General features: G+C 64.0%; 26 protein-coding genes, 1 tRNA gene and 1 pseudogene. 10 read left to right on the top strand and 18 right to left on the bottom strand.

Going from position 1 to position 25,821, the window contains the following annotated elements:
• The first annotated feature begins 25 nt into the window (after positions 1 to 25).
• Together Q0844_RS00515 and Q0844_RS00520 are read left to right on the top strand one after the other, a co-directional pair.
• Positions 26 to 358 (top strand): hypothetical protein, encoded by a 333-nt coding sequence (locus tag Q0844_RS00515; RefSeq protein WP_299040999.1) that lies wholly within the window; start codon positions 26 to 28, stop codon positions 356 to 358.
• Positions 348 to 761 (top strand): DUF6314 family protein, encoded by a 414-nt coding sequence (locus Q0844_RS00520; protein WP_299041000.1) that lies wholly within the window; start codon positions 348 to 350, stop codon positions 759 to 761. The genes Q0844_RS00515 and Q0844_RS00520 overlap by 11 nt, the downstream gene beginning before the upstream one ends.
• Here the strand turns inward: Q0844_RS00520 and Q0844_RS00525 are convergent.
• On the bottom strand, positions 739 to 996 hold the full coding sequence (locus Q0844_RS00525; RefSeq protein WP_299041001.1) for a DUF6455 family protein: 258 nt from the start codon (positions 994 to 996) through the stop codon (positions 739 to 741). The two genes, Q0844_RS00520 and Q0844_RS00525, sit on opposite strands and share 23 nt — an antisense overlap.
• Before the next feature lie 147 nt (positions 997 to 1,143).
• On the opposite strand from Q0844_RS00525, the gene Q0844_RS00530 reads away from it, so the two are divergent.
• The gene (locus Q0844_RS00530) at positions 1,144 to 1,743 is read left to right on the top strand and encodes a biotin transporter BioY (RefSeq protein ID WP_299041002.1); all 600 of its coding nucleotides are present in this window, start codon (positions 1,144 to 1,146) and stop codon (positions 1,741 to 1,743) included.
• 94 nt (positions 1,744 to 1,837) lie between these two features.
• On the opposite strand, the gene Q0844_RS00535 is transcribed toward Q0844_RS00530, so the two are convergent.
• From Q0844_RS00535 to Q0844_RS00550, 4 genes are all read right to left on the bottom strand, one after another.
• Positions 1,838 to 3,073, bottom strand: a complete 1,236-nt coding sequence (locus Q0844_RS00535; RefSeq protein ID WP_299041004.1) for an alpha/beta fold hydrolase — start codon at positions 3,071 to 3,073, stop codon at positions 1,838 to 1,840.
• 131 nt (positions 3,074 to 3,204) lie between these two features.
• Positions 3,205 to 3,723: a hypothetical protein gene (locus Q0844_RS00540; RefSeq protein ID WP_299041006.1), complete on the bottom strand. Its 519-nt coding sequence runs from the start codon at positions 3,721 to 3,723 to the stop codon at positions 3,205 to 3,207.
• Between the two features lie 93 nt (positions 3,724 to 3,816).
• Entirely contained in the window at positions 3,817 to 4,893 is a 1,077-nt protein-coding gene (locus Q0844_RS00545; RefSeq protein WP_299041009.1) for a tryptophan 7-halogenase, read from the bottom strand.
• A complete protein-coding gene (locus tag Q0844_RS00550; protein WP_299041011.1) occupies positions 4,893 to 6,845 on the bottom strand; it encodes a LodA/GoxA family CTQ-dependent oxidase in 1,953 nt (650 codons plus the stop codon). Before Q0844_RS00550 ends, Q0844_RS00545 begins: the two co-directional genes overlap by 1 nt.
• A gap of 207 nt (positions 6,846 to 7,052) precedes the next feature.
• Here Q0844_RS00550 and Q0844_RS00555 point away from each other — a divergent pair, with 207 nt between their 5' ends.
• Positions 7,053 to 8,549, top strand: coding sequence for a malonyl-CoA synthase (locus Q0844_RS00555; protein WP_299041013.1), 1,497 nt, complete (start codon positions 7,053 to 7,055; stop codon positions 8,547 to 8,549).
• Here Q0844_RS00555 and dddP read toward each other — a convergent pair.
• The gene (gene dddP, locus Q0844_RS00560; RefSeq protein WP_299041015.1) at positions 8,546 to 9,889 is read right to left on the bottom strand and encodes a dimethylsulfonioproprionate lyase DddP; all 1,344 of its coding nucleotides are present in this window, start codon (positions 9,887 to 9,889) and stop codon (positions 8,546 to 8,548) included. The two genes, Q0844_RS00555 and dddP, sit on opposite strands and share 4 nt — an antisense overlap.
• A gap of 124 nt (positions 9,890 to 10,013) precedes the next feature.
• Between dddP and Q0844_RS00565 the strand changes: the two genes are divergently transcribed.
• Positions 10,014 to 11,117 carry a hypothetical protein gene (locus tag Q0844_RS00565; RefSeq protein WP_299041017.1) on the top strand — a complete coding sequence of 368 codons (1,104 nt, stop codon included), beginning with the start codon at positions 10,014 to 10,016 and terminating at the stop codon, positions 11,115 to 11,117.
• Positions 11,118 to 11,192: 75 nt separating this feature from the next.
• Positions 11,193 to 11,903 (top strand): DUF3445 domain-containing protein, encoded by a 711-nt coding sequence (locus Q0844_RS00570; RefSeq protein ID WP_299041019.1) that lies wholly within the window; start codon positions 11,193 to 11,195, stop codon positions 11,901 to 11,903.
• A gap of 123 nt (positions 11,904 to 12,026) precedes the next feature.
• Here Q0844_RS00570 and Q0844_RS00575 read toward each other — a convergent pair whose 3' ends face one another.
• From Q0844_RS00575 to Q0844_RS00595, 5 genes are all read right to left on the bottom strand, one after another.
• On the bottom strand, positions 12,027 to 12,470 hold the full coding sequence (locus Q0844_RS00575) for a glyoxalase superfamily protein (protein WP_299041021.1): 444 nt from the start codon (positions 12,468 to 12,470) through the stop codon (positions 12,027 to 12,029).
• Positions 12,471 to 12,711: 241 nt separating this feature from the next.
• Entirely contained in the window at positions 12,712 to 13,518 is an 807-nt protein-coding gene (locus tag Q0844_RS00580; protein WP_299041023.1) for a lytic transglycosylase domain-containing protein, read from the bottom strand.
• Between the two features lie 418 nt (positions 13,519 to 13,936).
• Positions 13,937 to 14,614 carry a hypothetical protein gene (locus Q0844_RS00585; RefSeq protein WP_299041025.1) on the bottom strand — a complete coding sequence of 226 codons (678 nt, stop codon included), beginning with the start codon at positions 14,612 to 14,614 and terminating at the stop codon, positions 13,937 to 13,939.
• 137 nt (positions 14,615 to 14,751) lie between these two features.
• Complete coding sequence (gene glnA, locus Q0844_RS00590) at positions 14,752 to 16,155, bottom strand: type I glutamate--ammonia ligase (protein ID WP_299041026.1); 1,404 nt, start codon at positions 16,153 to 16,155, stop codon at positions 14,752 to 14,754.
• A gap of 33 nt (positions 16,156 to 16,188) precedes the next feature.
• A complete protein-coding gene (locus Q0844_RS00595; protein WP_039683188.1) occupies positions 16,189 to 16,527 on the bottom strand; it encodes a P-II family nitrogen regulator in 339 nt (112 codons plus the stop codon).
• Positions 16,528 to 16,699: 172 nt separating this feature from the next.
• On the opposite strand from Q0844_RS00595, the gene Q0844_RS00600 reads away from it, so the two are divergent.
• Both Q0844_RS00600 and Q0844_RS00605 read left to right on the top strand, forming a co-directional pair.
• Positions 16,700 to 17,452 (top strand): NAD(P)H-hydrate epimerase, encoded by a 753-nt coding sequence (locus Q0844_RS00600; RefSeq protein ID WP_299041031.1) that lies wholly within the window; start codon positions 16,700 to 16,702, stop codon positions 17,450 to 17,452.
• A 160-nt stretch (positions 17,453 to 17,612) separates the two neighbouring features.
• A pseudogene (locus tag Q0844_RS00605) lies at positions 17,613 to 18,461 on the top strand (NAD(P)H-hydrate dehydratase); the annotation flags it as partial.
• Here the strand turns inward: Q0844_RS00605 and Q0844_RS00610 are convergent.
• Positions 18,458 to 18,961, bottom strand: coding sequence for a Hint domain-containing protein (locus tag Q0844_RS00610; protein ID WP_299041033.1), 504 nt, complete (start codon positions 18,959 to 18,961; stop codon positions 18,458 to 18,460). The pseudogene Q0844_RS00605 and the gene Q0844_RS00610 overlap by 4 nt on opposite strands.
• 128 nt (positions 18,962 to 19,089) lie before the next feature.
• Here Q0844_RS00610 and Q0844_RS00615 point away from each other — a divergent pair.
• Both Q0844_RS00615 and Q0844_RS00620 read left to right on the top strand, forming a co-directional pair.
• Positions 19,090 to 19,174 (top strand) — tRNA-Leu (locus Q0844_RS00615).
• 184 nt (positions 19,175 to 19,358) lie between these two features.
• Positions 19,359 to 20,276 (top strand): YihY/virulence factor BrkB family protein, encoded by a 918-nt coding sequence (locus Q0844_RS00620; RefSeq protein WP_299041035.1) that lies wholly within the window; start codon positions 19,359 to 19,361, stop codon positions 20,274 to 20,276.
• On the opposite strand, the gene Q0844_RS00625 is transcribed toward Q0844_RS00620, so the two are convergent.
• From Q0844_RS00625 to Q0844_RS00650, 6 genes are all read right to left on the bottom strand, one after another.
• A complete protein-coding gene (locus Q0844_RS00625) occupies positions 20,236 to 21,165 on the bottom strand; it encodes an AEC family transporter (RefSeq protein ID WP_299041036.1) in 930 nt (309 codons plus the stop codon). The two genes, Q0844_RS00620 and Q0844_RS00625, sit on opposite strands and share 41 nt — an antisense overlap.
• Before the next feature lie 72 nt (positions 21,166 to 21,237).
• Positions 21,238 to 22,041, bottom strand: a complete 804-nt coding sequence (locus Q0844_RS00630; RefSeq protein ID WP_299041037.1) for an MBL fold metallo-hydrolase — start codon at positions 22,039 to 22,041, stop codon at positions 21,238 to 21,240.
• Positions 22,038 to 22,838: a TatD family hydrolase gene (locus Q0844_RS00635; RefSeq protein WP_299041038.1), complete on the bottom strand. Its 801-nt coding sequence runs from the start codon at positions 22,836 to 22,838 to the stop codon at positions 22,038 to 22,040. Before Q0844_RS00635 ends, Q0844_RS00630 begins: the two co-directional genes overlap by 4 nt.
• Positions 22,835 to 23,953 (bottom strand): DNA polymerase III subunit delta', encoded by a 1,119-nt coding sequence (locus Q0844_RS00640; protein ID WP_299041040.1) that lies wholly within the window; start codon positions 23,951 to 23,953, stop codon positions 22,835 to 22,837. The genes Q0844_RS00635 and Q0844_RS00640 overlap by 4 nt, the downstream gene beginning before the upstream one ends.
• A 73-nt stretch (positions 23,954 to 24,026) precedes the next feature.
• Positions 24,027 to 24,662, bottom strand: a complete 636-nt coding sequence (gene tmk, locus Q0844_RS00645) for a dTMP kinase (protein ID WP_299041042.1) — start codon at positions 24,660 to 24,662, stop codon at positions 24,027 to 24,029.
• The gene (locus Q0844_RS00650; RefSeq protein ID WP_299041044.1) at positions 24,659 to 25,810 is read right to left on the bottom strand and encodes a D-alanyl-D-alanine carboxypeptidase family protein; all 1,152 of its coding nucleotides are present in this window, start codon (positions 25,808 to 25,810) and stop codon (positions 24,659 to 24,661) included. Before Q0844_RS00650 ends, tmk begins: the two co-directional genes overlap by 4 nt.
• Positions 25,811 to 25,821 lie beyond the last annotated feature (11 nt).

The raw sequence follows: 25,821 nt of genomic DNA on the forward strand, positions 1-25,821 counted from the left end.
CGAACAACAAGACGAAGGCCCCGCCATGAGACGCTTTGCCCTGATCCTTGTCCTTCTGGCTGGCCCGGTGGCCGCAGAGCAGTGGATGCCGATGACCGGTGACGAGATCCGGACGGCGCTGACCGGTCGCACGCTTGCCTATCCCGACACCACGCAGGATTTCCGGGACAGCGGACGCACGCTCTATATTCACAAGGGCCGCGAAAGCTGGGGCTATTGGCGGGTCGAGGGCGATGCGTATTGCAGTCAATGGCCGCCCAACGACCTCTGGGCCTGCTACGGGATGGACCGGCGGGGCGACATCCTTCGCTTTGTCAGGGAACGTGACGACATTACGGAAGCCACCTATGCCGACTGACCGCCTGCTTGCGGATTTCGAAGGGGTCTGGACGATTGCGCGCACCATCACGCCCAAGGCGGGTGCGGCGGCACAGTTCGACGGCACGGCGCGCTGGACGGGGGGCAGGGACCGGTCGGACTATACCGAAACCGGGACCTTGCGGATGGACGGCACAGCCCCGATGCAGGCCGAGCGCCGCTATCTCTGGCTGGCGGATCTGTCCGTCTTCTTCGACGACGGCCGGTTCTTTCACAAAGTGCCTGCGGCGGGGGGGCGGACGCAGCATTTCTGTGACCCGGACACCTATACCGGCACCTATGACTTCGCGGATTGGCCCGTCTTTCGCGTCACATGGGATGTGCGTGGGCCGCGCAAGGAGTACAGGATGACAAGCGTCTTCACACGGCTGGAAGGGCCCTGAGCGCCTGGGCATTTGGGCAAAACAGCGGCGGCGCATCCAGATGCAGAACGGTGCGCTGCAAGGCGGCGCAGGCGCCGGGGTCGGGACAGGCCCGGCAGCGAAAAACCATGGTCTGCAAGTGGCGCGCGCGGGCCAAGCCCGGCACGTCGCCCGGCCCCACGGCGATCTTGCCCAGACGGTGCATCATGCCGGTCATCAGATCGGCGCTGGCGGCCAACCGGCGGTCCTGTGTCATGTCCGCTCTCCTTCATGTGACGGTGCGCGCAGGGTGGCAGAGAGCGGCGGACCACGCCTTGACCTGCATCAACCCCTTTGCGCTTGCAGAAACGGGCGGGGCTTGGCACAACACGCCCAGCTTTTGACCTGACAGGTGAGGGACCTCATGGAATCGACGTGGAATAACAAGGTGCTGAGCGACATGCTTGGCGCGACCGAGGGCACGGCCCTGCGCATCAAGCAGGCCGTTCTGGTGGTGCTGGGCATCGCGCTTCTTGCAGTTGCAGCGAAGATCAAGGTGCCGATGTGGCCGGTTCCGATCACCATGGGTACCTTTGCGGTTCTGACCATCGGTGCCGCCTATGGCGCGCGTCTGGGTCTGGTCACGATCCTGGGCTACATGATCATCGGTGCTCTGGGCTTTGATGTCTTTGCCGGCTCGTCCGCGGAAACATTCGGCCTGACCTACATGATGGGCGGCACGGGCGGCTATCTGGTGGGCTATGTGCTGGCCACCGTCGCGCTGGGCGCGCTGGCACAGCGCGGCTGGGACCGGTCCGTGATGTGGATGGCGCTGGCGATGCTGATCGGCAATGTGCTGATCTACGTGCCGGGCCTTGCGTGGCTGGGGCAGCTTTATGGGTGGGACAAGCCCATCCTGGAATGGGGCCTGACACCGTTCCTGGTCGGCGACGCGCTGAAGCTGGCGCTGGCGGCGCTGATCCTGCCCGCAGCCTGGAAACTGGTGGGCCGCGCGCGCGGCTGATCCACGCCTGATGCAACGTGAAAGGCGCGGCCCCTGACGGGACCGCGCCTTTTTTCATTGCGGGGACAGCCTGGCGGACCTGTGCCGCGCGCAGTCAGGTCGTTTCAAGGACATCGCCCGTTGGTGCAAGTTCAGTCACGACTTTGGATGTGCGCTCCAACGTCTTGTGAACAGGGCATTTATCCGCGATCTCAAGCAGGCGTTGGCGTTGCGTGTCGTCCAGACTGCCCGTCAGCGTGATGCGGCGTTTCCATGTGTCGATCTTGTCGCCTGCGACAGTGCCCGCATCCTGCGCGTGCACCTTGTCGTGGCTGACATCCACATGCACATGGTCCAGCGGCCATTCCTTGCGGCGCGCGTACATGCGGATGGTCATGGATGTGCAGGCGGCGAGCCCGGCAGACAGCAGGCCATACGGCGACAGCCCCTGATTGGTGCCGCCATAGGCGCGCGGTTCGTCCGCCAGAATATGGTGGCGGGTGCCATGGGTGATGTCCTGCAAGAAGCCCTTGGGGTCGGCCTCGGAACTGCGCACGATCCCCTCTGGCGCGCCGATGGGCGGGGCGGGTGGTTTCAGGTGCAGGTATTTCTTGGCCCAGGTCGCGATGATGTCGGCGGCATATTCCGCGTGCTCGGCCTTGGTCACAAGGTGGTCGGCATCGTCCAGGGTGACAAAGCTCTTGGGATGCTTGGCGGCCAGAAAGATCTGGCTGGCATTGTCGACGCTCACGATGCTGTCGCGGGGGGCATGCAGCACCAGCAGGGCGGCGTTCAACGCTGCGATGGACGGCTGCAGGGCTTCGTTCGCGACATCCTCGACAAAGCCCTTGCCAATGCGGAAAGGGCGCCCGCCCAGGGACACTTCGGCCTCGCCCTCGTCAAGGATGCGGGGCAGGGCGTCGGAAAAGTTGTGGGTCACGTGGCCGGGGTCGAAGGGCGCACCAACGGTGGCGACCGCCTTGATCTGATCCAATTGCGCGGTGGCCTTCAGCACCGCCGCCCCGCCAAGCGAGTGACCAACCATCAGGGTGGGGGGCAGGCCCCGGTCCTCAAGATAGGCGACGGCCTTGATCAGGTCCTGCACGTTCGAGGTGAAGGACGTGTTGGCAAACTCGCCCTCGCTGTGGCCCAGCCCGGTAAAGTCAAAGCGCAGCACGGCAATGCCCATCGTGGTCAGGCGCGCCGCGATCCGCCGCGCGGCCGGGATGTCCTTGCCGCAGGTAAAGCAATGCGCAAACACCGCTGTGGCAAGGTGCGGCCCCTCGGGCATGTCAAGCCGGGCGTCAAGCGTGCCGGCGTGTCCGGCGAAAGTGATACGTTCAGTGGGCATGGTGATCTCCTTGGGGTGGAGAATGGGGCGAAGCGCCTCACCTGAGAAGGGGGGTGACACACATCTCACGTAGAGGTGTTACGCTGACACGCGGACGCGCGGGCCGTCCAGAGGGTGTTTTCAAAGGCGTTTCAGGCCGGGGCGACCGCGTGGGTCAGGTCCTCGATCGCGAGCAGGAGCCGTTCGTCCGGCAGGTCGGGGAACATGTGCCGGGCGCGTCGGACAAGGTCCAGTTGGGTGGTGCCCTGGAGGGCCTGCGCCACAATCCAGCGGGCCGTCCGGGCAGGTACAAAGATCGAGCGTGCGGCATCGGGGTCGGCCACGATCCGGGTCTCGGGTCCGCGCGTGACATGGGCCGCGCGGACCTTCCAGAAGGGCGCGTCGGGCCAGCGCGCTTCGGTCCGGTAGGTACGCCAATGGGTCTTGAGATAGGCGGCATGGTCGGCCGCCACCCCGGCAACGTAGGCAGGTTTCAGCGTCCCCTGCCCAAAGAGGGCATCCGCCGCCACCCGCGCGGCCTGAATACCCCCCGCAATGGCGTTCGGAATGCCCGAAGATGACAATGGATCGCGCGCGGCAATCGCATCCCCCGCCGCGATCATCGGCAGGGCCGTGTCGGCCCCGGCCAGCAGGCTGGAAAACGCGGGCAAGGTCTGGTCTCCTCGGAAATCTGGACTGATCGAAATGCCATTCAGCAATGGGCCGTATGAATGGCATCAGCTTGCAGGGGTAAGAGATTCTACTCAAGCGGGAATGACGCGGTGGGCCGGATTTTCATGCCCGGCGCGCGCCTGTTGGCGCCAGAACGGGGTGTCATAGGGCAGGGCGGCATATTGCAGGTGTGTTCGCGCATGCGTGTACTCTGCTGTTCGTTTGACCAGCGCTTCGAACACCAGCGGTGCATCTGCATCGCCTGCCAGCGCATCTGCCGCCGCCTGTCCGGCAAAAAACCCCGAGGACAGCGCGTTGAACACGCCCTGGGACGAGATGGGATCAAAGGCGCAGGCCGCGTCACCGGTGGCCAGCCAACCGGGTCCGCAGGTCCGGTCCAGAATAGCGCTGCGACAATCCATGAGGCGTGGCCGCACAGCCCCGGCCTGGGCCACGACACGGGCAAGGCGCGCATCGGCAGCCTTCAGGAACGCGGCGGGCGATGCGCCGGCGGCCTTCGCGGATCGGGCGCTGCCCACGAATCCAATTGTCGCCCCGTCGTCCAACGGGACGGCATACCACCACCCGTCATGTGCGGCCTCGGCCTGCATGACGTGGCCCTGCGTCGATGGCACATGCCAGATGGCGGCCACAAGGTCCGGTCCATGCCGCGCAATTGCGCCTTGCCGCCGGGCGATCCGAGACGCCCGGCCCGTTGCGTCCAAAAGGATGGACACCTGCATGACCTGCTGTCCGGCAGCACAAGACAAACGAACGCGCCAGCCTTCGCCCTGCGTCTCGGTCGATCGCAGGCTGGCATGGACAAGCTGCACGCCAAGTGCCTTGGCCCGTGTGCGCATATCCCGCGACAGCGCGCGCCGATCCACGCCCCAACCGTACACGCCCAGGCCCGGCATCGCCCCATGCGCTTGCAGACCGGCAGTGCCCCAACGGCTTTGAACATCACGCACGACATGGGCGGTCGCCAGCGTGGCCCCAAGGCCCAGCCGGTCCATGATCGCCTTGGCACCGTGGGCCAGCAATTCCGCGCGCGGCTGCGCGACGCCCATGGCAGGGTCGGCAACGGTCACGGCAACGCCGCGCTCGGCCAGCGCAATCGCGGCGGCCAGTCCGGCGGGGCCGCCGCCCGCAATCAGGACATCCGTCACTAGACTTCGCCGCGCCCGAACCGTTCAAAGCTTTGCTGGTCCGGGGCGACTTCCGCGGGTGGGCCGGTGCGTTTGGCGAGCGCCTTGACCGCATGCTCCTTGGCTTGCAGCGCCACGACATCCTGCGCCAGCCGCAGGCTGGGATCGCCCTTGGAAAAGCTGGGGGCGCGGCCCGTTTCCACGAAACACGGGTCGGGCAGGCCGGACCCTTCGGGCGGGGTGTGCGCCTCGACCAGGCCGGTCATCCACCATTTGTGCACCATGTTGTCGATCCGGTCGTCATAGCCGGTGCCTTGCAGGTCCCGCAGCCAGAAGCGGCGGTTGCTGAAATGGCGCTGCACCTGCGACGGCTCAAGCCCCGGCGTGATGGCGATGGTGTAGGCCTCGATCGGCAGCACCTGATTGGGCACCCGCGCGCCCCAGAAACTGGGCGAACTCAGATACAGGCTGGGCGTATAGACAAGGCCCGAATTGCACGACGCCTCGTCCGTTTGCCACGGTACACCCATCCATCGGGTCAGGCTGCCCGGTCCCGTTGGCCCCCATGGCCCGTCCCAGGCAAGGGCCTGTTCGCGGATCAGAACGGTGCCATAATCCTGGCGCACAGGTTCGCCCTCGGGCAATGGGCGCAGGCGGTAGGGCACCTCCGGGTCCCACAAGGAGGCCAGGCGCATGGGCCATGTCAGTTCGATCCCCGGATGGAACGGCCCGCCCAGACATTCGTGCAGGGCCGCCCGGTCCAGTTCGCGCGGCTGGTCCGCCACGGGAATGTCGTCAAAGGCCGGAATGGTCGGGATCCCGTCCCAATCGGGGTCAAACTGCCCCTTGGCCCAGTTCTTCAGATGGGCGTACTGGGTGCGGGTCAGGAACAGGTCCTCGCGTGCGGGATTGACCAGATCGCCCTTGTCGGGGCCGTCCAGATAGCGGTCACCGTAGGTGTCGCCAAAGAACGGGGGCAGGGCGGCGTGGTTCAGTTCCTCGGTGTCGCTGTTGCGGAACAGGTTGAACACGGCCTGCCGGAAGGTCGCGCCGTCCGGGGACGGATCGCACAGCTGTGCGACGATGGCCGGGTCGCGCGCATCCAGTGGCGTGCCTTGCCCGGCCAGCAGCAGAATGCCGTCGCAGACCCACTGGTGTCCGGTCATCCGGTCGAAAATGGGCCAGATGTCTCGGGTAAAGCGCGTGCCCGCTGGTGGGTCAAGAATGCCTTCGTGGAAGAACAGGTCGCGCACCACGTCATCCATGGTCACCACGCCGAAAAGGCCGGGGCCGAAATTTGGCGGGGCCACGATCACATGGGCCGGTGTCGCCTCGAATGTCCGGCCGCCGACGGTCACGGTGGCGCGCACCGGGCCATCGCTGGTGTCGTCATGCCAACCGTCATTATTGGCGAATGTCGTGGGGGCGGTGCCGGGCACCAGCGGCGCGGACGCGCCGCGCCCGCCAAAGAACAACAGGCGGCCCGCATCATCGGTGCGCAATTCGCCCAGATAGACCGGCTTGCCAAAGAACGTGCCATCGTCGAAGGGCGCAGACACCTGATTGGGGCCACTGACATGGCGCGGGCTGGGGCGGATGCTCAGCCGCGCGCGGTCATCCCCGTTGAAGTCGGCGTTGCGCTTGGGGGGTTCGAATACCTGGTCGGGCGGCAGGTCCATGGCGTGCTGAAACGCGTACCACCCGGCCTTGAGGTTCGCGATCTCGACCCGCCACTCGATATCGGCGTCCTCCGCCGTCAGTTCCCGCACCTCGCCCGAGGTCAGCGTGGCATAGACCCGGAACCGCGCCACCTGCCGCTTCATATGCCCGTGTTCGTCACGGAATCCGTCCGCGTCTTCGGGCGTGGCCCCGATGACCTCGGGCGCCAGGAAATACCCGCTTTCCGCGTTGCCCACACGTGCGACGCCAATTGCGGGGTGAATGGAAACGCTCTTGATCTCGTCGGCCTGCATGAGGGCTCTCCTGAAATGTCGCTGGTCAAAGGTCTTTTCAAATGCTGCGGCACCGTATGGCAGAATCGATGCCCATGTTCACGTTATGCGAGAAATTCGGACGGACCTACGATTTGTTCACCCATGGGCCGCCACAACTGGACAAGCATCGCGCCCCGCGCGCACAGTGCGCCAAAGACCTGGGGCCGGACGACGGGGCACAGAACCATGCACAACACGCTTTACGATGCGCTGATTGCGCCACATGCCGGGAGGGGCGGCGCGTTTCTGCACTGCGATGACGGCACGGTCGTGACCTATGACGGGTTTGTCGCGCGCGCCGCGCAGATGGCCCATGTTCTGGCAGAGGCCGGGGTGGCGCCCGGGGACCGCATCGTGGTGCAAGCGCCAAAAGGCGCGGACACCGTGGCGCTCTATGCCGGCGCGCTTCAGGCGGGGGCCGTCTATCTGCCGCTCAACACCGGCTATACCTTGCAGGAGCTTGAGTATTTCTGTCGCGACGCAGACCCGCGCCTGATCATTTGCGACGCCGCGGACATCGCGGCGCTGACGCCCCTGGCGGCAAGCGTCGGGGCTCAGGTCCTGACACTGGGCGGACCATCGGGCAGCCTGAGCCGGGCCGCGTCCGGCAAACCCACATCGTTCGACACCGTGCCACGCGGCCCCGATGATCTGGCGGCGTTGCTCTATACCTCCGGCACGACGGGGCGGTCCAAAGGGGCCATGCTGTCGCACATGAACCTGCTGTCGAACGCCCGGGTGCTGACCGACCTGTGGCAGATCACCGATGCCGACCGGCTGATCCATGCGCTGCCCATCTTTCACACCCACGGCCTGTTTGTCGCGTTGAACACGGCGCTGCTGGCCGGGTCCACGGTGCGGCTGATGGCGCGGTTCGACCTGGACATGATCCTGACCGAATTGCCGTCATCCACCCTGCTGATGGGGGTGCCCACCTTCTATACGCGGCTGCTTGCGGCGGATGGCTTTACCCGGGATTGTGTCCAGACCATGCGGCTGTTCATTTCCGGGTCAGCCCCCTTGCTGGCCGAAACGCACCAGGCGTTTGAACACCGCACGGGGCACCGCATCCTGGAACGCTATGGCATGACGGAAACCAATATGATCACATCCAACCCCTATGTGGGCGACAGGGTGGCGGGCACGGTCGGCTTTGCACTGCCGGGCACCGAGGTGAAGATCACCGACCCCGACACCGGCGCGACCCTGCCGCCCGGGGACATCGGCATGATCGAGGTGCGCGGCAGCAACGTCTTCCAGGGTTACTGGAACATGCCGGAAAAGACGGCGGAAGAGCTGCGCGAAGACGGGTTCTTCATCACCGGCGATCTGGCGGTGCAGGATGCCGACGGGCGCGTGTCCATCGTCGGGCGGGCCAAGGACCTGATCATCTCGGGTGGCTACAACATCTACCCCAAGGAAATCGAAGACGCGCTGAACGATGTCGACGGCGTATCGGAAAGCGCGGTCTTCGGCGTGCCGGACCCTGACTTCGGGGAACGCGTGATGGCCGCACTTGTGGCGACCTCGGACGCCTTGGATCTGGACGCGATCCGCGCAACGGTCGAGGCCAGACTGGCCCGGTTCAAGCATCCGCGCGCTTATGTCGTGATGGACGCGCTGCCGCGCAACACGATGGGCAAAGTGCAAAAGAACGTGCTGCGCGCAGAGCACACAGACTAGGTCAGGCCCATCAACGCAGGATCGAACGCATAGCTGATCAGGTTTTCAAAACCGTCTTCGGTCACCAGCACCTGATCCTCCAGCTTGATGGTGAAATCACCGCCAACCTCGCCCACCGCCGCCTCGACACACAACACCATGCCGGGTTCCAGCGCATAGTCGAAGGACCCCGGCACCGCCTTGTCGGGGTATTGCACCAGCGGCCACTCGTCACACAAGCCCACGCCGTGCATCAGGCAGCCGTATTTCTGGGCCTGGAACTTGTCGTCCAGCACATGGGTGTTTGCCGTCAGTTCCGGGATGGTCACGCCGGGTTTGATCATCTCCATGTTCTGCATGATATGCTCATGGGCGTGCTGCATCGCATAGATCATGTCGGCGCGCGGCTTCTGGTCTCCGATCCACCAACTTCTTGATATATCGACGCAAATTCCGTAGCTGCCGACAAGGTCGGTGTCAAAGCTGATGATTTCGTTCTGCTGGCAGACACGTGGGCCGCATTCCTGGAACCACGGGTTGGTGCGCGGGCCCGACGACAGCAGGCGGGTTTCAATCCACTCGCCGCCACGGCGGATGTTCTCGGCATGCAGCACGGCCCAGATGTCATCCTCGCAGGTTGTGCCGTCGCCGACAGTGGCGCGGGCAAAATCCTCCATCGCCTGGACGGCGGCCTCGCAGGCGTTCACCGCGCAGCGCATGGCCAGGATCTCGTCCGGGCCCTTGATTGATCGGGATTTTTCAGTGACTTCCTCGCCGTCCATCACGATGAACCCCTGCGCTTCAAGCGCGCGCAGGCCGTGCACCATGGGCTTGTCAACCGCCAGCCGGGTCAGCCCCGGCGCGTGTTCGGCGCAGATTTCGCGCACCGCATTGGCAAAGACATCCGCCGCCACATCGATCTTGTCACCCCGGTCGAAATAGAACAGGTCGGCCCCGTGCCGCACCTCTTTGACCAGCGGGTTGAACGACGACAGGAAAGGCGCGTTCTTGTAATCCCAGATGACCATGTGCCCGTCCGCACACAGCAGCACGGCCCGGAACGGATTGTGTGTGTTCCACAATTGCATGTTGGTGCTGTCGGTGGCGTATCGAATGTTCAAAGGGTCGAACATCAGCAGGCCAGCATAATCGCGGTCCACGACATGCTGCGTCAGGCGCCGCCAGCGAAAGTCGCGCATATTGGCAAGGTTGGGCAGGGTCAGCCCCGCATCCGCCCATTCAGAGAAGGCCAGTTGCGTCGGCCCGATCTCGATCCGGTTGGCGTCGTTCGGAGTGCCGTCGCCCAATGTGGCACCCGTGTTCGGATCGATCTTGCGTGTGTCGCGATAATGCTGGTTCATGGTCGTTCCTTCCCTGAAGGTAAGGTGCGTTGGATTCTTGCGGTCGAATTGCCGATTTCCGACGCAGGCAGGGCGTTTTTTGGTCGCCTTGGAACGAAGGCGGCAGGTGTCACAGGGGGATGTGATGGGGTTTCAACGGGATGCAGCGATCATCGAACGGGTGGTGCAGTCCGTCGATCCTGCCTTTGTCGCTGTCCCCGATGCCGTGCACGCCGCCGCTGTGGCCGACATGCAGGCGCGTGCGCGCACAGGCGACAGGGATGGGTTTCTTCTGTCTGCGATGCGACTTGTCGCACTGGCGCAAAATGCGCACAGCCGGGTGATCCCGAACGCGGCGATCCTGGTCCTGCCGCAGCGCTTTGTGGTGCGGGATGGGCAGCTTTGCGCCTGTGTCGGCGACACGTGCGTTCCGGTTGTGTCGGTCAATTCCGTGAGGGTCGCGGATTTGCAGGCAGCGTGGCAGCGTTACCTTCCCGGTCCAAATGCGCGCCGTGCCGTGCTGGCTGCGCTGATGCTGGCGTGGCCCGCCGCCCTGTCTGTGGGCGGGGTCACCGGTCCGGACTACGCCTACCAACTGGCGGACAGTTCAATACGCAGGTGTAGGGTGGCCGAGTGCGTGCCGGCGCAGGCGCATTTCACAGAGAACGAGACAGGCGCCTTGCACGCCGGGGACGATGCCTTTCCCGCACCGCTGGTCGCGCGGCACGGCGCGTCATGGCATGTGCGGATTGCGGATCTGAAGGCGCTGACGCCAGCGGATGTTGAGACTGTGACAGAAGCAGTGCGCAACGATCCCGCGGGCGTGGTTCTGGACCTGCGCGGCAATCCCGGTGGCAGTTTTCTGACGGCGCTGCCGCTGGTCGAGCTGCTGGCGCAGCCGACCTGGGACCACAGATGCGCGGTCCTTGTGAACGGGTACACGTTTTCCGCGGCCATCGTGGTCGCGGTTCTGGTTGCCGCGCACCTTGGCCCGCGCGCCGCATTGATCGGCGCGCCGATGGGCGACAGCCTGTCCTTCTGGGCGGAAGGGGGCTTGTTGGACTTGCCGGACAGCGGTGCAAAGCTGCGGTATTCCACGGCCCGGCACGATTGGCACTCCGGGCGGCCCGATCCGACAACCCCGCCAGAGATCGCGGCCCATCTGGTGGCGGCGGGTGACCTGCACATTCGGCACTGCCCGGACGCGGATCAGATACAGGTCGCGCGATCATGTGTTGCAGATGGATAGGGTTTTGGTCGCGCCCGCGACGGCATGGAATCATGGTGTATGGTTTTGATATTACAAAGTAATCTTCCAGATGACATGCATGTCGCGCGCGCATTGCCCGGCATCCAGCCCGAACGCGGCCCGTGGCTGCGGATCGACGAAGCCTATGCCGCGCAGATGGCGCGACGCGAAACGCTGCTGCGCGGGCAAGCCGGGGATGTGCTCTTTCTGGACACGCGCGCGCGCCCCGCAGCCGAGGAATTGCTGACCTGCGTTCTGGCCGCCTTGCCCGACCTTGGGTTCGATGTTGGCGCGCATAGTGTGCAGTGCCCGGACGGGCGCGTTGTACCGGTCGATCCGGCCAACCCGATGGCGACGCTGGGCAGGCTGTGCCAGAATGACTTTGTACTCATGGAAAAGCGTGGCGATCAGCATGTTCTGACCGCTGCGGTGCTGTGCTTTCCCGCGTCCTGGCGATTGGCCGAGAAGGCGGGAAAGCCGTTGGTGGATATCCACGTGCCGGTGGCGGATTACACGGGTGACGTCGCGCGGCGTGTGCAGCGATTGTTTGACGGCATCCAGGTGGGGCGCCCGCTGTGGCGGTTCAACCAGCTTTGGTACCAGGACCCCGAACTCTATCAACCCCGGTCCGAGTGCGAGCCGCGGCGCGTGGGCGCGGGGTTGGAGGACGGACCATTTTATCGGAGCGAGCGGCAGACGCTGCTGCGGCTGCCCCGCAGCCGCGCGGTTGTGTTTGCCATACACACCTATGTTCTTGCGCGGGCGGATGTGCCCGATTTGCGGTGATCTGTCCCCGCGGGGACAGATTTCACCTTTAGCCTTTTCAAGGGGTTAAGTGTGCACTTTCAGTAAGTATTAACCATTGCGCCCCGGAATTTGGGGACGGCAGGCTGTGGCCTACCGTCTGCTTTACGCGCCGGCCAAGGCGGCGTGGATCACCACATGCGGTTGCCCATCGGATGTTTTCCGTTCCGTGCGGCCGGTCCGGTCCACCACACAGTTCACCTGCCTGCGCCAGGCAGAGAAATGCTGCGATGTCACCACGTCGACCGCATCGTCAAACCGCAAGGTCAGGGCGTGCCGACCGCCCGGCATCAGGCGCGCAGCCTTCACACTTGCGGCAAATCGGTGACCAAGATAGCGCCCGGTGACACGCTGACCGGGATGGTAGGCATGTTGCGGGGCGTCATGGGCGCGCGCGCTGAGCGTGTTCCAGTCGCGTGCGCCCCATTGGCGCGCGACAGCTTCCAGTGCCTGGGCGTGGGTGATCGTGGTGCCTGCGTCGGCCAAAGCGCCGCGCAGGCGTTTGGCATGCGCCTTGAGTGCGGCGCGGGAAGGAAGGGGGATGTCCATATCCGTCTCCGTTATCCGGTCGCGGTGTTCTGGGGTCCGGGGCTCCGCATTGCCAGGGCTGCGACCGTTGGATCGGGTCGGATCATCAGGACTTTACCACGAGGTGCGGAGGGCAGGGGCCTGAACCCTTGTGCGTGTAGCTAGACATCTGGTGCGCGTTTGGCAAGGGGTGGAGGGGGCGCTGCCCCCGGCCTGCGGCCCCCCCGTCGTATTTCTAGTCGGAAGAAACGGAGGCGCGTGCCTAGCCGTCGATCCGCGCGCCCATGATGGCAATGGATTGTTGGTACACGGTGGCGGCGTTCCACTGCTTGATCACGGCGAAATTCGGCTGGCCTTCCTGATAGCCCTGGCCGGGCGTCCAGCCCTTTTGCCGCAGGAAGTTGGCGGTGGAGGCGAGCGCATCGGTCTGGTTGTAGAGGTCGACGCGCCCGTCACCGTTGGCATCGACGCCGTAGGTGAGCGCATTGCCGGGCAGGAATTGCGTGTGTCCCAATTCGCCGTGCTTGGCCCCCTTGGTCGCGCCGGTGATCGACCCCTGATCGACCAGTTTCAACGCGCCGATCGCGTGGGGTCTGAAAAAGTCCGAGCGGCGGCAATCATATGTCAGGGTCACGATGGCCGAGACAACCGAGCTGTCCCCCATGAACCCGCCAAAGGCGGTTTCCATTCCGTGGATCGCGATCAGCACGCCTGCGGGCACGCCGTATTGCCGTTCAAGTGCGGCGTAGAAGTCCGGGTTGCGCGCCTTGCGCTTGCGGCCCTGGGCCACGATCGTGTCGGCCCCCCGGACCTGCATGAACTTGTCGAGCGAATAGCGGAAGGATTTCTGGTTGCGGTCGGCGGCGATGGTGCGCTGCGCATATTGGGCATTTGCCAGGGCTTGAAGCCCCGGTCCCCTGACCCCGGCGCGTTTGGCGTCGGCCGCAAAGGAGGCTTTCCAGCCTTCGAACCCGGCCGAGGTATTGCCGCACTGGGCGGCCGCGCCATGGGCCAGAATGATCGCGGTCGCGGCCAAGGTGCCGCGTGTCCAAAGTGTGAAACGCATCATGTCTCCCTCCCTTCGCGGTGACGCGACAAGGCTACAGTGTCGGGTTGCCTGCCTGAAAGGTCTTTTTCAAAGGGTCAGGCGATGTGGTTCAAAATCAGGTGCAGCCCCATGATGACGGAGGCGGCGATGCACACGCGGAAGCAAAATTGTGTTGTGGTCATAACGGGCACTTTCAAAATGGTTAATGCTGTCATGGTCGGCGTTTGAGCATGGGCGCGCAAGTCAGGAATTCACGACCCATGCTGCATCGCGGAAACGTGAGCGGGAATGTGCCACTTTTGTGGGCACTGCGCGGGCAAGCGGCTGATCTGGTGCGGAATTCAGGGATGTGCAGACGCGGCAGAACTGGAGGACCCGGGGCCTGAAACGGGCGCGCGTCGGCGCGCCCGTGTCCGGTTTTCAGCGGTCATGCCTGCGTTTATTGCTTGCGCACCGCGCGGCCCTTTTCGGAGTAGAGCTTGGCCGATTTGGCCGAGGGTTTGCTGCCTACGACACGGACCACGGGATAGACCCATTCAAGGTCGTTTTCGCCGGACGGAATGCCGTAGAACACGGGGTCGCCATCGGGCGTGTAGCCCGTCAGCATCAGGTAACCGCCATAGCCCTTTGTCGTGCTGGCCGCCGTGATCACCTGCAAAGGGTAGTTTTTCCCCTTGGTTTCGACATAGGCCATCTGCCCATTGGCGATGAACCCTTTTTCCTGGATCGGCACGATGATGCGGTGTTCGCCAAAGAGGTCATCCTTGCCCTGGGCGAGGACCAGGCCCGTCTCTGCGTGATTGGGGGCGCTTTGCGATTGGGTTTGCAGGTCCTGTTCGGTTGGAATGTTGGGCCCGGCGGTGCGGGCGAACCAGATGATGAACTGGGCAAAGCGCACCGCGGGGTCCCAGCCGTCATATTCCATGATCGCCTTCTGGTTGGCGGCGTGCCGTTCGGCCCAGTTCACGCCGTTTTGCATCAGCACATCGTCCGTGGGCTGGGGTTGGCCGCCGATGGTGGGTTCGGGCGGGCAGTGGTGGCAGACGGCACTGGCCAGCGTGGGGGCCGTGGCCAGAAGGCCGGTGATCAAAATGGTTTTTGCGAAATGGAAAGGCATGAAAAGCACCTCTTTGGTTTGAAATGCAGTCAGCCTAAGAGTTCGCGTCATGCGGGAGTAGTTGGGAATTCCTTACCTCGTGAACGGAAAAGGGCGCCCCGGAGGACGCCCTTGAAGGTCAGCTACAGAAGGGAGGATCAGCAGCTGTAATACATGCCGAACTCGACCGGGTGGGGCGTGTGTTCGTATGTTTCGATCTCTTCCATCTTGAGCGCGATGTAGCCTTCGATCTGGTCCTTGGTGAAGACGTCACCGGCCAGCAGGAAGTCCATGTCGGCCTCAAGCTCTTGCATGGCTTCGCGCAAGGAACCGCAGACGGTGGGGATGCCGGCCAGTTCCTCGGGCGGCAGATCATAGAGGTCCTTGTCCGACGGCTCGCCGGGGTGGATCTTGTTCTGGATGCCGTCGAGGCCGGCCATCAGCAGGGCCGCAAAGCACAGGTAGGGGTTGGCCGATGGATCGGGAAAGCGCGCCTCGACCCGTTTTGCCTTGGGCGATTCGGTCCATGGGATGCGCACGCAGCCCGAGCGGTTACGGGCCGAATAGGCGCGCAGCACGGGGGCCTCGAAGCCGGGGATCAGACGCTTGTAGCTGTTGGTCGAGGGGTTGGTGAAGGCGTTGAGCGCCTTGGCGTGTTTGAGGATGCCGCCGATGAAGTACAGCGCCTCGTCGCTGAGGTCAGCGTATTTGTCGCCTGCGAAGAGCGGCTTGCCGTCTTTCCAGATCGACATGTTCACGTGCATGCCGGTGCCGTTGTCGCCCGCGATGGGTTTCGGCATGAACGTGGCCGACTTGCCATAGGCAGCGGCGACGTTGTGGATGACGTATTTGTATTTCTGCAGCTCATCGGCCTGTTTGGTCAGGCTGTCAAAGATCAGGCCCAGTTCGTGCTGGCACGACGCCACCTCGTGGTGGTGCTTGTCGACCTTCATGCCCAGGCGCTTCATGGTCGACAGCATCTCGGAGCGCAGGTCCTGGCTTTCGTCTGTTGGGTTCACGGGGAAGTAGCCGCCCTTGACGCCGGGACGGTGGCCCATGTTGCCCATTTCGTATTCGGTGTCGGTGTTCCAGGACGCGTCCGTTGCATCGACTTCGTAGGAGACCTTGTTGATGCTGTTGGAATAGCGCACGTCATCGAACAGGAAGAATTCCGCTTCGGGACCCATGTAGGCGGCGTCGCCGATGCCGGTGGATTTCAGGTAGGCTTCGGCTTTTTCTGCAGTGCCGCGGGGGTCGCGTTCGTAGGCTTCGCCGGTGTCGGGTTCCACGATGGAACAATGCACGCAGATCGTTTTTTCCGCATAGAACGGGTCAACATAGGCGCTGGCCTGATCGGGCATCAGTTTCATGTCCGACGCTTCGATCGACTTCCAGCCCGCGATGGAGGAGCCGTCGAACATGAAGCCTTCTTCGAGGAAGTCTTCGTCGACCTGATCGGCCATGACGGTCACGTGCTGCAGCTTGCCGCGCGGGTCCGTGAAACGGATGTCGACGTATTCTGCGCCTTCTTCCTTGATAAGGTCGAGAACGGGGTTTGCCATTTCAGAGAAGTCCTTCCTGTCTTGGTAGCGAGTTTACAGTGCGTCCGAGCCGGTTTCGCCGGTGCGGATGCGGATTGTTTGTTCGATGGGGGTGACAAAGATTTTGCCGTCGCCGATTTTCTCGGTTTTGGCCGCGTCCACGATGGCCGCGATGGCGGCATCGACCTGATCGTCGTCCAGCACCACTTCGACCTTCACCTTGGGCAGGAAGTCGACCACGTATTCGGCGCCGCGATAAAGTTCCGTGTGGCCCTTTTGCCGACCGAACCCTTTGACTTCGATGACAGACAACCCTTGAACGCCGACCTCTTGCAGGGCCTCTTTGACTTCATCCAGCTTGAAGGGCTTGATGATTGCTTCGATCTTTTTCATGGGGCTGCCTCCCTTTGTCGCGCCTTGTCTGCGGTGGACCATTTCTTGGTTTGGGAGGTCCATGGGATGGGGTAGAGATTGTATGGGATAAAGTGCAATTGTGAGGTACGCGCTTAACTGGTGAGCGAAGCGCACAAAAAACAGGCGAAATGAAAACTTTGAGGATTTGCACGTGACCGACCTGCTGACAGCCGCCCAGATGCGGGCCATTGAACAGGCCGCGATTGAGTCGGGGCAGGTGACGGGTCTGGACCTGATGGAGCGTGCCGGGGCCGGTGTGGTCGAGGCCATTCTGGAGGAATGGCCGGAATTGAGCGAGGGCGCGCACCGGGCCGTGGTGCTGTGCGGGCCGGGCAACAATGGCGGTGACGGGTTTGTGGTGGCGCGGTTGTTGCATGCGCGCGGTTGGGATGTTGAGGTGTTCCTGTATGGGGATGCCCAAAAGCTGCCGCCGGATGCGCGCGAGAACTTTCGGCAACTTCAGGAGATTTGCCGGGTGAACGTACTAGGCTTCCCTCGTGCGGCATTGGACGAGCAGCATTCGTTCGGTGATCAAGCAAGCCATAGAGCAGACGAGTTGTCTGGAGACGAAAACGAAGTAAAACCACCTTTTCTGGTCGTCGATGCTCTTTTTGGAATTGGGCTTGCACGTCCAATCACCGGCCTCGATGAAGTAATGGTCCACATGGACTATCTTGCGCTTCATCGCGATCTCAATGAAAGTCGTCTGGTCGCAATTGACGTCCCAAGCGGCTATGACTGCGATAGCGGTGAGATGATTTGGGGGCAGCGAAACAATGCGCCTGCCTTTCCCGCGATTTTCGCAGACTTGGTTGTCACATTCCATGCGCGTAAGCGCGTCCACACAGTGATCGAAGGTCACGGAATGAAAACAGTCGTCAAGGACATTGGCCTGAATGGCTGACAAACCGACCAACCGTTCCGCCGGGGCGCCAGCCCCGGATCGCGCCCGACCCGCCCCACAGGGTGGGCGCGATGCGCCCACCCTCGGGTCGGGCGCGATCCTCGGGTCGGAAACGGTGCGGGCCGTCAAAGCGCCCACCGCTTTGGCAAAGGTCACGGGTCATAAGTTTGATTACGGCCACGCCCTGGTTCTGTCGGGTGGTCCTGGGCGCACAGGCGCAGCACGCCTTGCTGCTCGGGGAGCGCTGCGCATTGGAGCGGGCTTGGTCACGCTGGGTGTGCCGCCGTCCGCGCAGATGGAGGTGGCGGCGCAGATCACCGCTTTGATGTTGATGCGGATTGCTGATGCAGAGGCGTTGCGCGCCGCGTTGGAGGATGCGCGGATCAATGCGCTGTGCCTCGGTCCCGGGTTGGGGGTGGCACGGGCGCGCGATCTGGTGCCGGTTGCGGTGCGCGCGGAGCGCACACCCTACGGAGAGGCGGGTGCATTGGGGCCGCGTGCGGTGCGCGTGGTTTTGGATGCGGATGCGCTGACGGCCTTTGCGGAGGCGCCGGGTGACCTGTTCGCGATGTTGCACGATGGGTGCGTCCTGACGCCCCATGGCGGCGAATTTGCGCGGCTGTTTCCGGATCTTGCCGAGAAGCTGAACGCGCTGTCGGAACGGGGGCCAGCATATTCCAAAGCTGACGCCGCGCGCGAGGCGGCGGCGCTGTCCGGGGCCGTCGTTCTCTACAAGGGGCCGGATACCGTGATTGCCCACCCGGACGGCCGGTGTTCGGTCCATGCGGCGACGTACGGACGCGCCGCGCCTTGGCTTGCCACGGCAGGGGCGGGCGATGTGCTGGCCGGGTTCATCACCGGGCTGCTGGCCCGCGGATTGGAACCGATGGAGGCCTGCGAGGCCGCCGCCTGGCTGCACGTGGAATGTGCGCGTACGTTTGGCCCCGGCTTGATCGCCGAGGACTTGCCTGAAATCCTGCCGCAGGTGTTGCGGGAGTTGGGGCCTTAGGCCGCTTCGGCGCCGGTCATGGTCATCGCGGGGACGGAGAGTTCCAGCCCATCCGCATAGACCACGTGGGGTGCCTCGAACCCCAATCGGACCAGTGTCATCTCGCGCGGGCCCAGTGACGTGATGAACTCGTCATCGATCAGGCACCCGGCCGGCATCACGGCCTGGGCTGCGCCCCGCAGTGCACGGGCGCGCCAGTCGCGGACCAGCACCAACTGAGCGGCGGGAATGATGATGTGGTGGGACGGTTTGGTGTCGCCCAGCGATCCGGCGGCGATTTTCACCGCCTCGTCCGTCGTGCGGTAGGACTGGATGGCCGTGAGCCGCACAAGCCCTGCGTTGCGGGTAATGATCTTGTCCCCGGGCGACAGATATTCGACCGGAATCTCACCGTCCGCTGTCAAAAGAAGCGTGCCGGACACCAGTCCGACATGCGCGATATCAATGCGCAAAGGGGGCATCATGTTGCCCGTTTCGCGCCCGACCGTGTTCGGTTTCATGGCGTCTCTTTCTGTAACCTGCCTCTAGGTTGGGCACAGAATACCTCAACAGCCCCTTAATGTCGCTGAGATTTTTCTTCAAATACGTCTCGCATCCGATGTGTGGCTTTGCTACACGAACCCTCGTTGCGGGCGTGGCGGAATTGGTAGACGCACCAGATTTAGGTTCTGGCGCCGCAAGGTGTGGGAGTTCGAGTCTCCCCGCCCGCACCATACGGCCTTTGCGGCAGCAAAGGTCCGGACGCACGAGAAACGGTTGCAGGCGGCAGCGGTTTCGCAGGAACCGCGAGAGCCTTGGTTTCTGGGTTTGTCTGATCACCTGCACCACTTTGACGTTTTACAGGCATCCGACGCGGGTGTATGGAACCGCAGGGTGCAGTTCGGGCGTTGTTGCGGTATGAGCCGATCCATGACCCATTCCGAAAGCGACAACTCCACCCCGAAGAATCCCGCGATCTGGTGGCGTGCCATCCGGCATGTGGCCGAGTTGAACGATCAGAAACATCTGGGCCTGATTGCGGCGGGTGTCGCCTTTTACGCCATTCTGGCGGTGTTTCCGGGCATCGCCGCCACCATTGCCTTGTGGGGGATCGTGGGCGATCCCGGCCTGGCCCTTGAGCAGATGGAAGAGTTTCAGGCGCTGATCCCGGCGGATGTCTATGCGTTGCTGTCGCGACAGCTGACCAGATTGTCGACGACCGACGGTCTGACGCTGGGCTGGGCGTCGCTGTTGTCATTTGGCTTTGCACTGTTTTCGGCGCGGGCCGGGGTGGCGGCGCTGATGCAGGGGTTGAACGCGATCTACGACGCGCCGAACCGGTCGGGCGTGGCGCATTTCATTCGGGCCCTCCTGCTGACGCTCAGCCTGATCGGGGTGGTGCTGACGGCGATGGCCTGCATCGTTGTGGTGCCGGTCGTGATGGAGTTTCTGCCGCTGGGGCCGTGGGCGAATTTCGGTATCGAGCTGTTGCGGTGGACCGTGGGCATTGCGGTATTGCTGGCGGGATTTGCGGTCATCTACCGGCTGGGTCCGAACCTGCAGGGGCGGCGGCCGCGGCTGATTTCGCCCGGGGTGGGGTTTGCGGTGGTGTGCTGGCTGGCCGCATCCACCGGGTTTTCGGTCTATTTGCAGAACTTCGGGAACTACAACGAGGTTTACGGGTCGCTGGGGGCGGTGATCGTGATGCTGTTGTGGTTGTTCATCAGCGCCTATCTGGTTCTGCTGGGCGGTGCGCTGAACGCCGAATTGGCGCGGGCGCGGCGGGCCAAGCTGTCTATCCCAGAGCCACAAGCCACATCCATGCCGTCAGAATAGTCAGGGCCGTTGCCACAAGGACCGACGTGGCGGCCACCCGCTTGGCCCGTCCGTACATGTTGGCAAAGATGTAGCCGTTGACGCCGGGGGCCATGGCCGCCGTCAACACCGCTGCCTTGTAGGTGTCCGAGGGCACAGCCAGCGCGCTGCCCAGGGTAAAGGTGATGGCCGGGTGGAGCAGGAGCGAGATCACGCAGACCATGGCGATAATGCGCGCGTCGCCTTCGGGTCTGTACTGGATCAGCACGCCGCCCAGCGCAAAGAGCGCCGTGGGCAGAGCCGCCCGGATCACGAGGTCGAGCCCGTCCCGCAGGACGCCCGGCAGGTCGAGGCCGCTGAGGTTGACGATGAAGCCCGCGATGATCGCCAGCACCAGCACGTTGCGAAACATGGCGCGGATCACGCCCCGCGCCATGGTCAGGGGGGAGCCGCCACGGTTGCGCGCGATCTCCATCGCCGTGATGCCGAGGCCGTAGCAGAAGGGCGAGTGGAAGGCGATGATCGTGTAGGCGCCGGAAAGCGCGTCGGCCCCGTAGGCGCGTTCATTGATCGCCAGGCCCAGGAGGACGGAGTTTGAGAACAGGCAGCAGAACCCGATGGCGATGCTGTCCTCGATATCGCGTTTGAAGAGATGGTAGGCCCCCAGCGTGCCGAGGGCAAAGCCGCTGGCTGCACCTGCGTAAAAGCTGAGAAGCAGACGGCTGTCGAGGCTGGTCGACAGGTCGAGATCGGCAATCGCCGAAAAGAGCAGGCACGGAATGGCGAAGTTCTGGCTGAACTTCATCAGGGCGTCGACGCCTGCGCTTGTGAAAAAGCCCCGCCAGACGGCGACGTAGCCGAACCCGATGACGAGGAACACGGGCAGGATGACATCGAGGAGGGCTTGCATGATCGGGCCTCTGGGGCGGTGTCAGAGGGCGGGAGCCTCCGGCGGGAGTTTATTGTGCCAAGTGAACCTGGATCACGGCACCCCGATGGTCAGTGTCATGCCATCATACGCAGGTTCGATGTGGTCGGGGGTTTCGGCTAGCACCGTGTCGTAGTCGAGGTCGATATGCATGTTGGTCAGGACGGCCTGTCTTGGCTTGGCCTTTGCGATCCATGCGAGTGTGTTGTCGAGATGGCTGTGGGTGGGGTGCGGGTCGCGGCGCAGGGCATCGACGATCCAGATGTCGAGATCCTGAAGGCAGGCCCAGGCATCGTCGGGGATATCGGCCACGTCCGGCAGGTAGGCGACATCGCCGATGCGGAACCCCAGCGCGTCGATGCTGCCATGGCTGACCTTGAACGGTTTGAACGTGATCGGGCCGCCGGGTCCGTCGATCACCGTGTCACCGTCGATGGTGTTCAGTTCGAGGATGGGCGGATAGGGCGAGCCCTTGGGTTGCACGAAGGCGTAGCCGAAGCGGCTGATCAGATCGTCCTGTGTGTCGCCATCCGCCCAGACTTGCAGACGCTGGCGCATGTTGAAGACGATCATGCGCAGATCATCGATGCCGTGCACGTGATCGGCATGGGCGTGGGTGTAGATCACCCCGTCGAGCCGCCCCGTATCCGTTGCCAGCAACTGGTTGCGCAGGTCCGGGGAGGTGTCCACCAGCACGGTCGTGGTGCCTGCGGCGTTTGCGCGTTCCACCAGAAGCGAACAGCGCTGGCGGCGGTTCCTGGGATTGGCCGGATCGCACGCGCCCCAGTGCCCGCCCAGCCGGGGCACACCGCCCGAGGAGCCGCAGCCCAGGATCGTGAAGGTCAGCGTGTCAGTCATGCAGGCACAGTGTAGGCCGCCGCCTTGGAGAACAAGCGGTCAAAGTTCTTTTGGGTCTGTGCCGCGAACGCGGCGTAATCGAGGCCCATCGTTTCAGCCCCCTTGCGCGCGGTATGGGCGGTGTAGGCCGGTTCGTTCCGCTTGCCCCGGTGGGGCGGCGGCGCGAGGTAGGGGGCGTCGGTTTCCACGAGGATGCGGTCCATGGGCGCATTGGCGAAGATGTCCCGCAGGTCCTGGCTTTTGGGAAAGGCGGCGATACCGGACATCGAAAGGTAGAAGCCCAGATCAAGGGCCGCGTGGGCCAGCGCCCGCGAGGATGAAAAACAGTGCATCACGCAGGCATATGCGCCTTGCCTGTATTCATCCGTCAGGATCCGGGCCATGTCGTCATCGGCGGCGCGCGCGTGGATGATCAGCGGCAGACCGGTTTCACGGGCCGCGTCGATATGAATGCGCAGCGACTGTTTCTGGATGTCGGCGCTTTGCGACGTGTAGTGGTAGTCGAGCCCGGTTTCGCCAATGCCCACGAACTTTGGATGTTGGGCAAGGGCCATCAGCTCATCCACGGTTGCCAGCGGTTCGTCCGCCGCACTCATCGGGTGCGTGCCTGCGGCGTAAAAGACCGGCGCATGGGCTTCGGCGATGGCGCGCACCTGCGGTTCCAGCCGCAGCTTCGTGCAGATCGTGACCATGCGTGTCACGCCTGCGTCGGCAGCGTTGCGGAGGATGTCGGGAAGCTGGCCCTCGAAATCGGGGAAATCGAGGTGGCAGTGACTGTCGGTGATTTCTGGGGTCATCGGGCGGGGGCCGTCTCGGAAAGCTTGAACAGCGTATCTAGGACGAGTGCGGCAGGGTCAAGGTTGACGGCCCGTCCATGGCGTGCGCGCGCCAATGCGGTCTGTGCGGTGTCGGCCCAGGCGCGGGCTTGTGCCGCGTGGGGGGCGAGCCGGGACAGGATCGCGGCCTCGTCCGGCGCGGCCTCGACCAAAGGCGGGTGCCCCAGCGCGCCGGTCCGGGCCACACGGGTGAGGGCGACGTCGATCAGGGTGTAGAGCAGATCCAGCTTTTCTTCGGCCCCGCGTCCGGCGGCGGCCTCGGCAAGGCTGAGCGCGCGGGTGCGGTCGAGATTGGGCAACGTGCCCAGCAGGTGGATCACCTCGTGGTAGAGTTTCAGACCATCCAGCAGGGACAGGCGCAATGCGTCGCCGACCGATCCGGCGCTCAGTTCGGCCAGTGCCGCGACCTGCTGTCCGGGCGCGGCCCCCGCCTGCGCCATGGCATCCTGCATCTGCGTGGCGGACAGGGTGTTCAGGCGCACTGTGCGGCACCGCGAGCGGATCGTGGGCAGCAACCTGCTGGGTTGGTGGCAGATCAGAAGCAGCGTGGTGCGGGCCGGAGGCTCTTCCAGCATTTTGAGCAGCGCATTGGCAGCGTTCACGTTCATGTCGTCTGCGGCGTCAATGATGACGACCCGCCGCCCGCCATCGGTTGCACTGAGCTGGAAGAACGCCCCGAGCGCGCGGATGTCGTCGATGGTGATCTGATCCCGCAGGCGTTTGGTTTTTTCGTTTTCGGTGCGGTGCACCGATCTGAGGCCGGGATCGGCCCCCGCCGCGATGCGCCGCGCCACCGGGTGATCCGCCGGGACGTCCAGCGATGTGGGCACCGGGGCGCCGAACATGTCATCCGGATCGGGATCGGGCGTGGCCAGCAGAAACCGGGCCATGCGCCATGCCAGCGTTGCCTTGCCCACGCCCCGTGGGCCGGTCAGCAGCCATGCGTGGTGCAGGCGGCCGGTGTTGAACGCCTCCAGAAACGTGTCTTGTGCCGCGTCCTGACCGATCAGCCGGTCCGTTTCGCGCGGGTGCGGCGCGCCGGGAATGCCTGTTGGGTCTGGGATATCGTCAGCCATGTCCGTGCTCTAGCATCCGGGCGGGGAGGGGGGCCAGCCCCCCGGCGCATCCGCGCCACCCCCCGAAGTATTTTCAGCCAGAAGAAGACAGATGCCGTGCAACCACGCGCCGTACGTCATGGGCAACCGCATCCATATCGCGGGCGCCGTCGAGTGTCTGGAACCGGTGGGCAAATTCACTGGCGAGGGACAGGAAACCGGCCCGCATCTTTTCCTGCAGCTCGGTGCCGAAATCCTCGAACCGTTCCTCGGTGCCCTGACGCCCCTTGGCACGGGCGAGACCGGTGGCCGGGTCCATGTCGATCAGAAGGGTCAGATCGGGTTCGCGCCCGATCATGAGGGTGTGCAGCGTGTCCACCTTGGCCCGCAGATCCCCCCGGCTGAGCCCCTGGTACATGCGCGTGCTGTCGGCAAAGCGGTCACAGATGACGATCTGACCCTTGTCGATTGCGGGCTGGATCAACCGTTCCATGTGGTCGCGGCGCGCGGCGGTGAACAAAAGGAGTTCTGTTTCCGCCGACCAGCGGTCCGGGTCCCCTTGCAGGACGAGCGCGCGGATTTCCTCGGCCCCGGGGCTGCCGCCGGGTTCGCGTGTGAGGATCACATCATGTCCCTGCGCGCGCAAATGATCCGCCAGCATCCGCGCTTGCGTGGACTTTCCGGACCCATCGATACCTTCGAAGGTGATGAAGTGCCCCTTGGAGGTCACACGCCACCTTCATTGAACCGGTCGATCAGGGACAGGGCGGCGGTCGAAATCTTGGCAAGAAAGCCGCCATGCGCCACGTCGGCCTCTGCCACCAGCGGAATGCGCTTTTCGGGCAGGCCTTCGGGCTGGATGACGAGTTCGGCCAAGGGCGTACCGGCGGCGATGGGGGCCTGGATCGGGCCGGTATAGACCACTTCGGCGTCGACCGTCTTGCCTGCAAGGATCGGCAACAGGACAGAGATGTCTTCTTCGGGGACCAGCCCGACTTCGGGTTCGGCGCCTTCCCAGACACGCGCCGTCGCCACGCGTTGCCCGCCTGTTACCAGCGTCCGTTCGGCGAACTGGCGAAATGCCCAGTTGACGATGGCCTCGGATTCCTGGGCCCGGGTCGCGGCGCTGTCGAGGCCCGAAATCACGAAGACCACGCGGCGGTCGCCTTGTTTGGCCGAGCCGGTCAGGCCATAGCCGGCCTCTTGCGTGTGGCCGGTTTTCAGTCCGTCCGCGCCAATGCCAAGGGTGAGGAGGGGATTGCGGTTGAACCGGTTCGAGCTTTCGTTGGTGTCGAACAGAAACTCTGTTTCCGAAAACATCGGGTAGTATTCAGGGTAGTCGGTGATCAGCCGTTGCGACAGCAGGCCCAGGTCCCGCATCGACATGCGGTGGCCCGCGGCGGGCCAGCCGCTGGAATTGGCGAAGGTGGAATTGGTCATCCCCATTTCCTGCGCGCGACGGGTCATCAGCCTGGCAAAGCCCGCCTCGGTCCCGTCGGGGCTCAGCGCCTCGGCAATGACAACGCAGGCATCGTTGCCCGACAGCACGATGATACCCCGGATCAGGTCCTCGACCGAGACGCGTTCGCCCTGCTTGAGAAACAGGGTGGACCCGCCAAAGCTGTTGGCATGGGCGGACACCACAAGTTCGTCCGTCATCGACAATTGCCCGCGCTCGATGGCCTCGAACGCCATGTACAGCGTCATCAGCTTGGACATGGACGCAGGCGGCAAGGGCTCGTCCGCGTTCTTGTTCAGCAGAACGGTGCCGGTGGTGTGATCGATCACATAGGCCGCCGTCGCCCGCGTCTCGAACGCGGTGACGGGCAGGGCGGTGGTTGCGATCAGCAGGGCGGCGGCAGCAAGGGGGCGGATCACGGGTGGGTTGC

Source organism: uncultured Tateyamaria sp. (assembly GCF_947503465.1).
Lineage (GTDB): Bacteria > Pseudomonadota > Alphaproteobacteria > Rhodobacterales > Rhodobacteraceae > Tateyamaria.

Excerpts from the sequence above, each read along its gene's own strand:
- Q0844_RS00555 (WP_299041013.1), top strand. The coding sequence starts at position 7,053 with ATGCACAACACGCTTTACGATGCGCTGATTGCGCCACATGCCGGGAGG.
- Q0844_RS00515 (WP_299040999.1), top strand. The coding sequence starts at position 26 with ATGAGACGCTTTGCCCTGATCCTTGTCCTTCTGGCTGGCCCGGTGGCC.
- dddP (WP_299041015.1), bottom strand. The coding sequence starts at position 9,889 with ATGAACCAGCATTATCGCGACACACGCAAGATCGATCCGAACACGGGT.
- Q0844_RS00635 (WP_299041038.1), bottom strand. The coding sequence starts at position 22,838 with ATGACCCCAGAAATCACCGACAGTCACTGCCACCTCGATTTCCCCGAT.
- Q0844_RS00610 (WP_299041033.1), bottom strand. The coding sequence starts at position 18,961 with ATGAAACCGAACACGGTCGGGCGCGAAACGGGCAACATGATGCCCCCT.
- Q0844_RS00530 (WP_299041002.1), top strand. The coding sequence starts at position 1,144 with ATGGAATCGACGTGGAATAACAAGGTGCTGAGCGACATGCTTGGCGCG.
- Q0844_RS00525 (WP_299041001.1), bottom strand. The coding sequence starts at position 996 with ATGACACAGGACCGCCGGTTGGCCGCCAGCGCCGATCTGATGACCGGC.
- Q0844_RS00570 (WP_299041019.1), top strand. The coding sequence starts at position 11,193 with ATGCATGTCGCGCGCGCATTGCCCGGCATCCAGCCCGAACGCGGCCCG.
- glnA (WP_299041026.1), bottom strand. The coding sequence starts at position 16,155 with ATGGCAAACCCCGTTCTCGACCTTATCAAGGAAGAAGGCGCAGAATAC.
- Q0844_RS00620 (WP_299041035.1), top strand. The coding sequence starts at position 19,359 with ATGAGCCGATCCATGACCCATTCCGAAAGCGACAACTCCACCCCGAAG.
- Q0844_RS00595 (WP_039683188.1), bottom strand. The coding sequence starts at position 16,527 with ATGAAAAAGATCGAAGCAATCATCAAGCCCTTCAAGCTGGATGAAGTC.
- Q0844_RS00580 (WP_299041023.1), bottom strand. The coding sequence starts at position 13,518 with ATGATGCGTTTCACACTTTGGACACGCGGCACCTTGGCCGCGACCGCG.
- Q0844_RS00585 (WP_299041025.1), bottom strand. The coding sequence starts at position 14,614 with ATGCCTTTCCATTTCGCAAAAACCATTTTGATCACCGGCCTTCTGGCC.
- Q0844_RS00550 (WP_299041011.1), bottom strand. The coding sequence starts at position 6,845 with ATGCAGGCCGACGAGATCAAGAGCGTTTCCATTCACCCCGCAATTGGC.
- Q0844_RS00630 (WP_299041037.1), bottom strand. The coding sequence starts at position 22,041 with ATGACTGACACGCTGACCTTCACGATCCTGGGCTGCGGCTCCTCGGGC.
- Q0844_RS00520 (WP_299041000.1), top strand. The coding sequence starts at position 348 with ATGCCGACTGACCGCCTGCTTGCGGATTTCGAAGGGGTCTGGACGATT.
- Q0844_RS00565 (WP_299041017.1), top strand. The coding sequence starts at position 10,014 with ATGGGGTTTCAACGGGATGCAGCGATCATCGAACGGGTGGTGCAGTCC.
- Q0844_RS00575 (WP_299041021.1), bottom strand. The coding sequence starts at position 12,470 with ATGGACATCCCCCTTCCTTCCCGCGCCGCACTCAAGGCGCATGCCAAA.
- Q0844_RS00640 (WP_299041040.1), bottom strand. The coding sequence starts at position 23,953 with ATGGCTGACGATATCCCAGACCCAACAGGCATTCCCGGCGCGCCGCAC.
- Q0844_RS00625 (WP_299041036.1), bottom strand. The coding sequence starts at position 21,165 with ATGCAAGCCCTCCTCGATGTCATCCTGCCCGTGTTCCTCGTCATCGGG.
- Q0844_RS00535 (WP_299041004.1), bottom strand. The coding sequence starts at position 3,073 with ATGCCCACTGAACGTATCACTTTCGCCGGACACGCCGGCACGCTTGAC.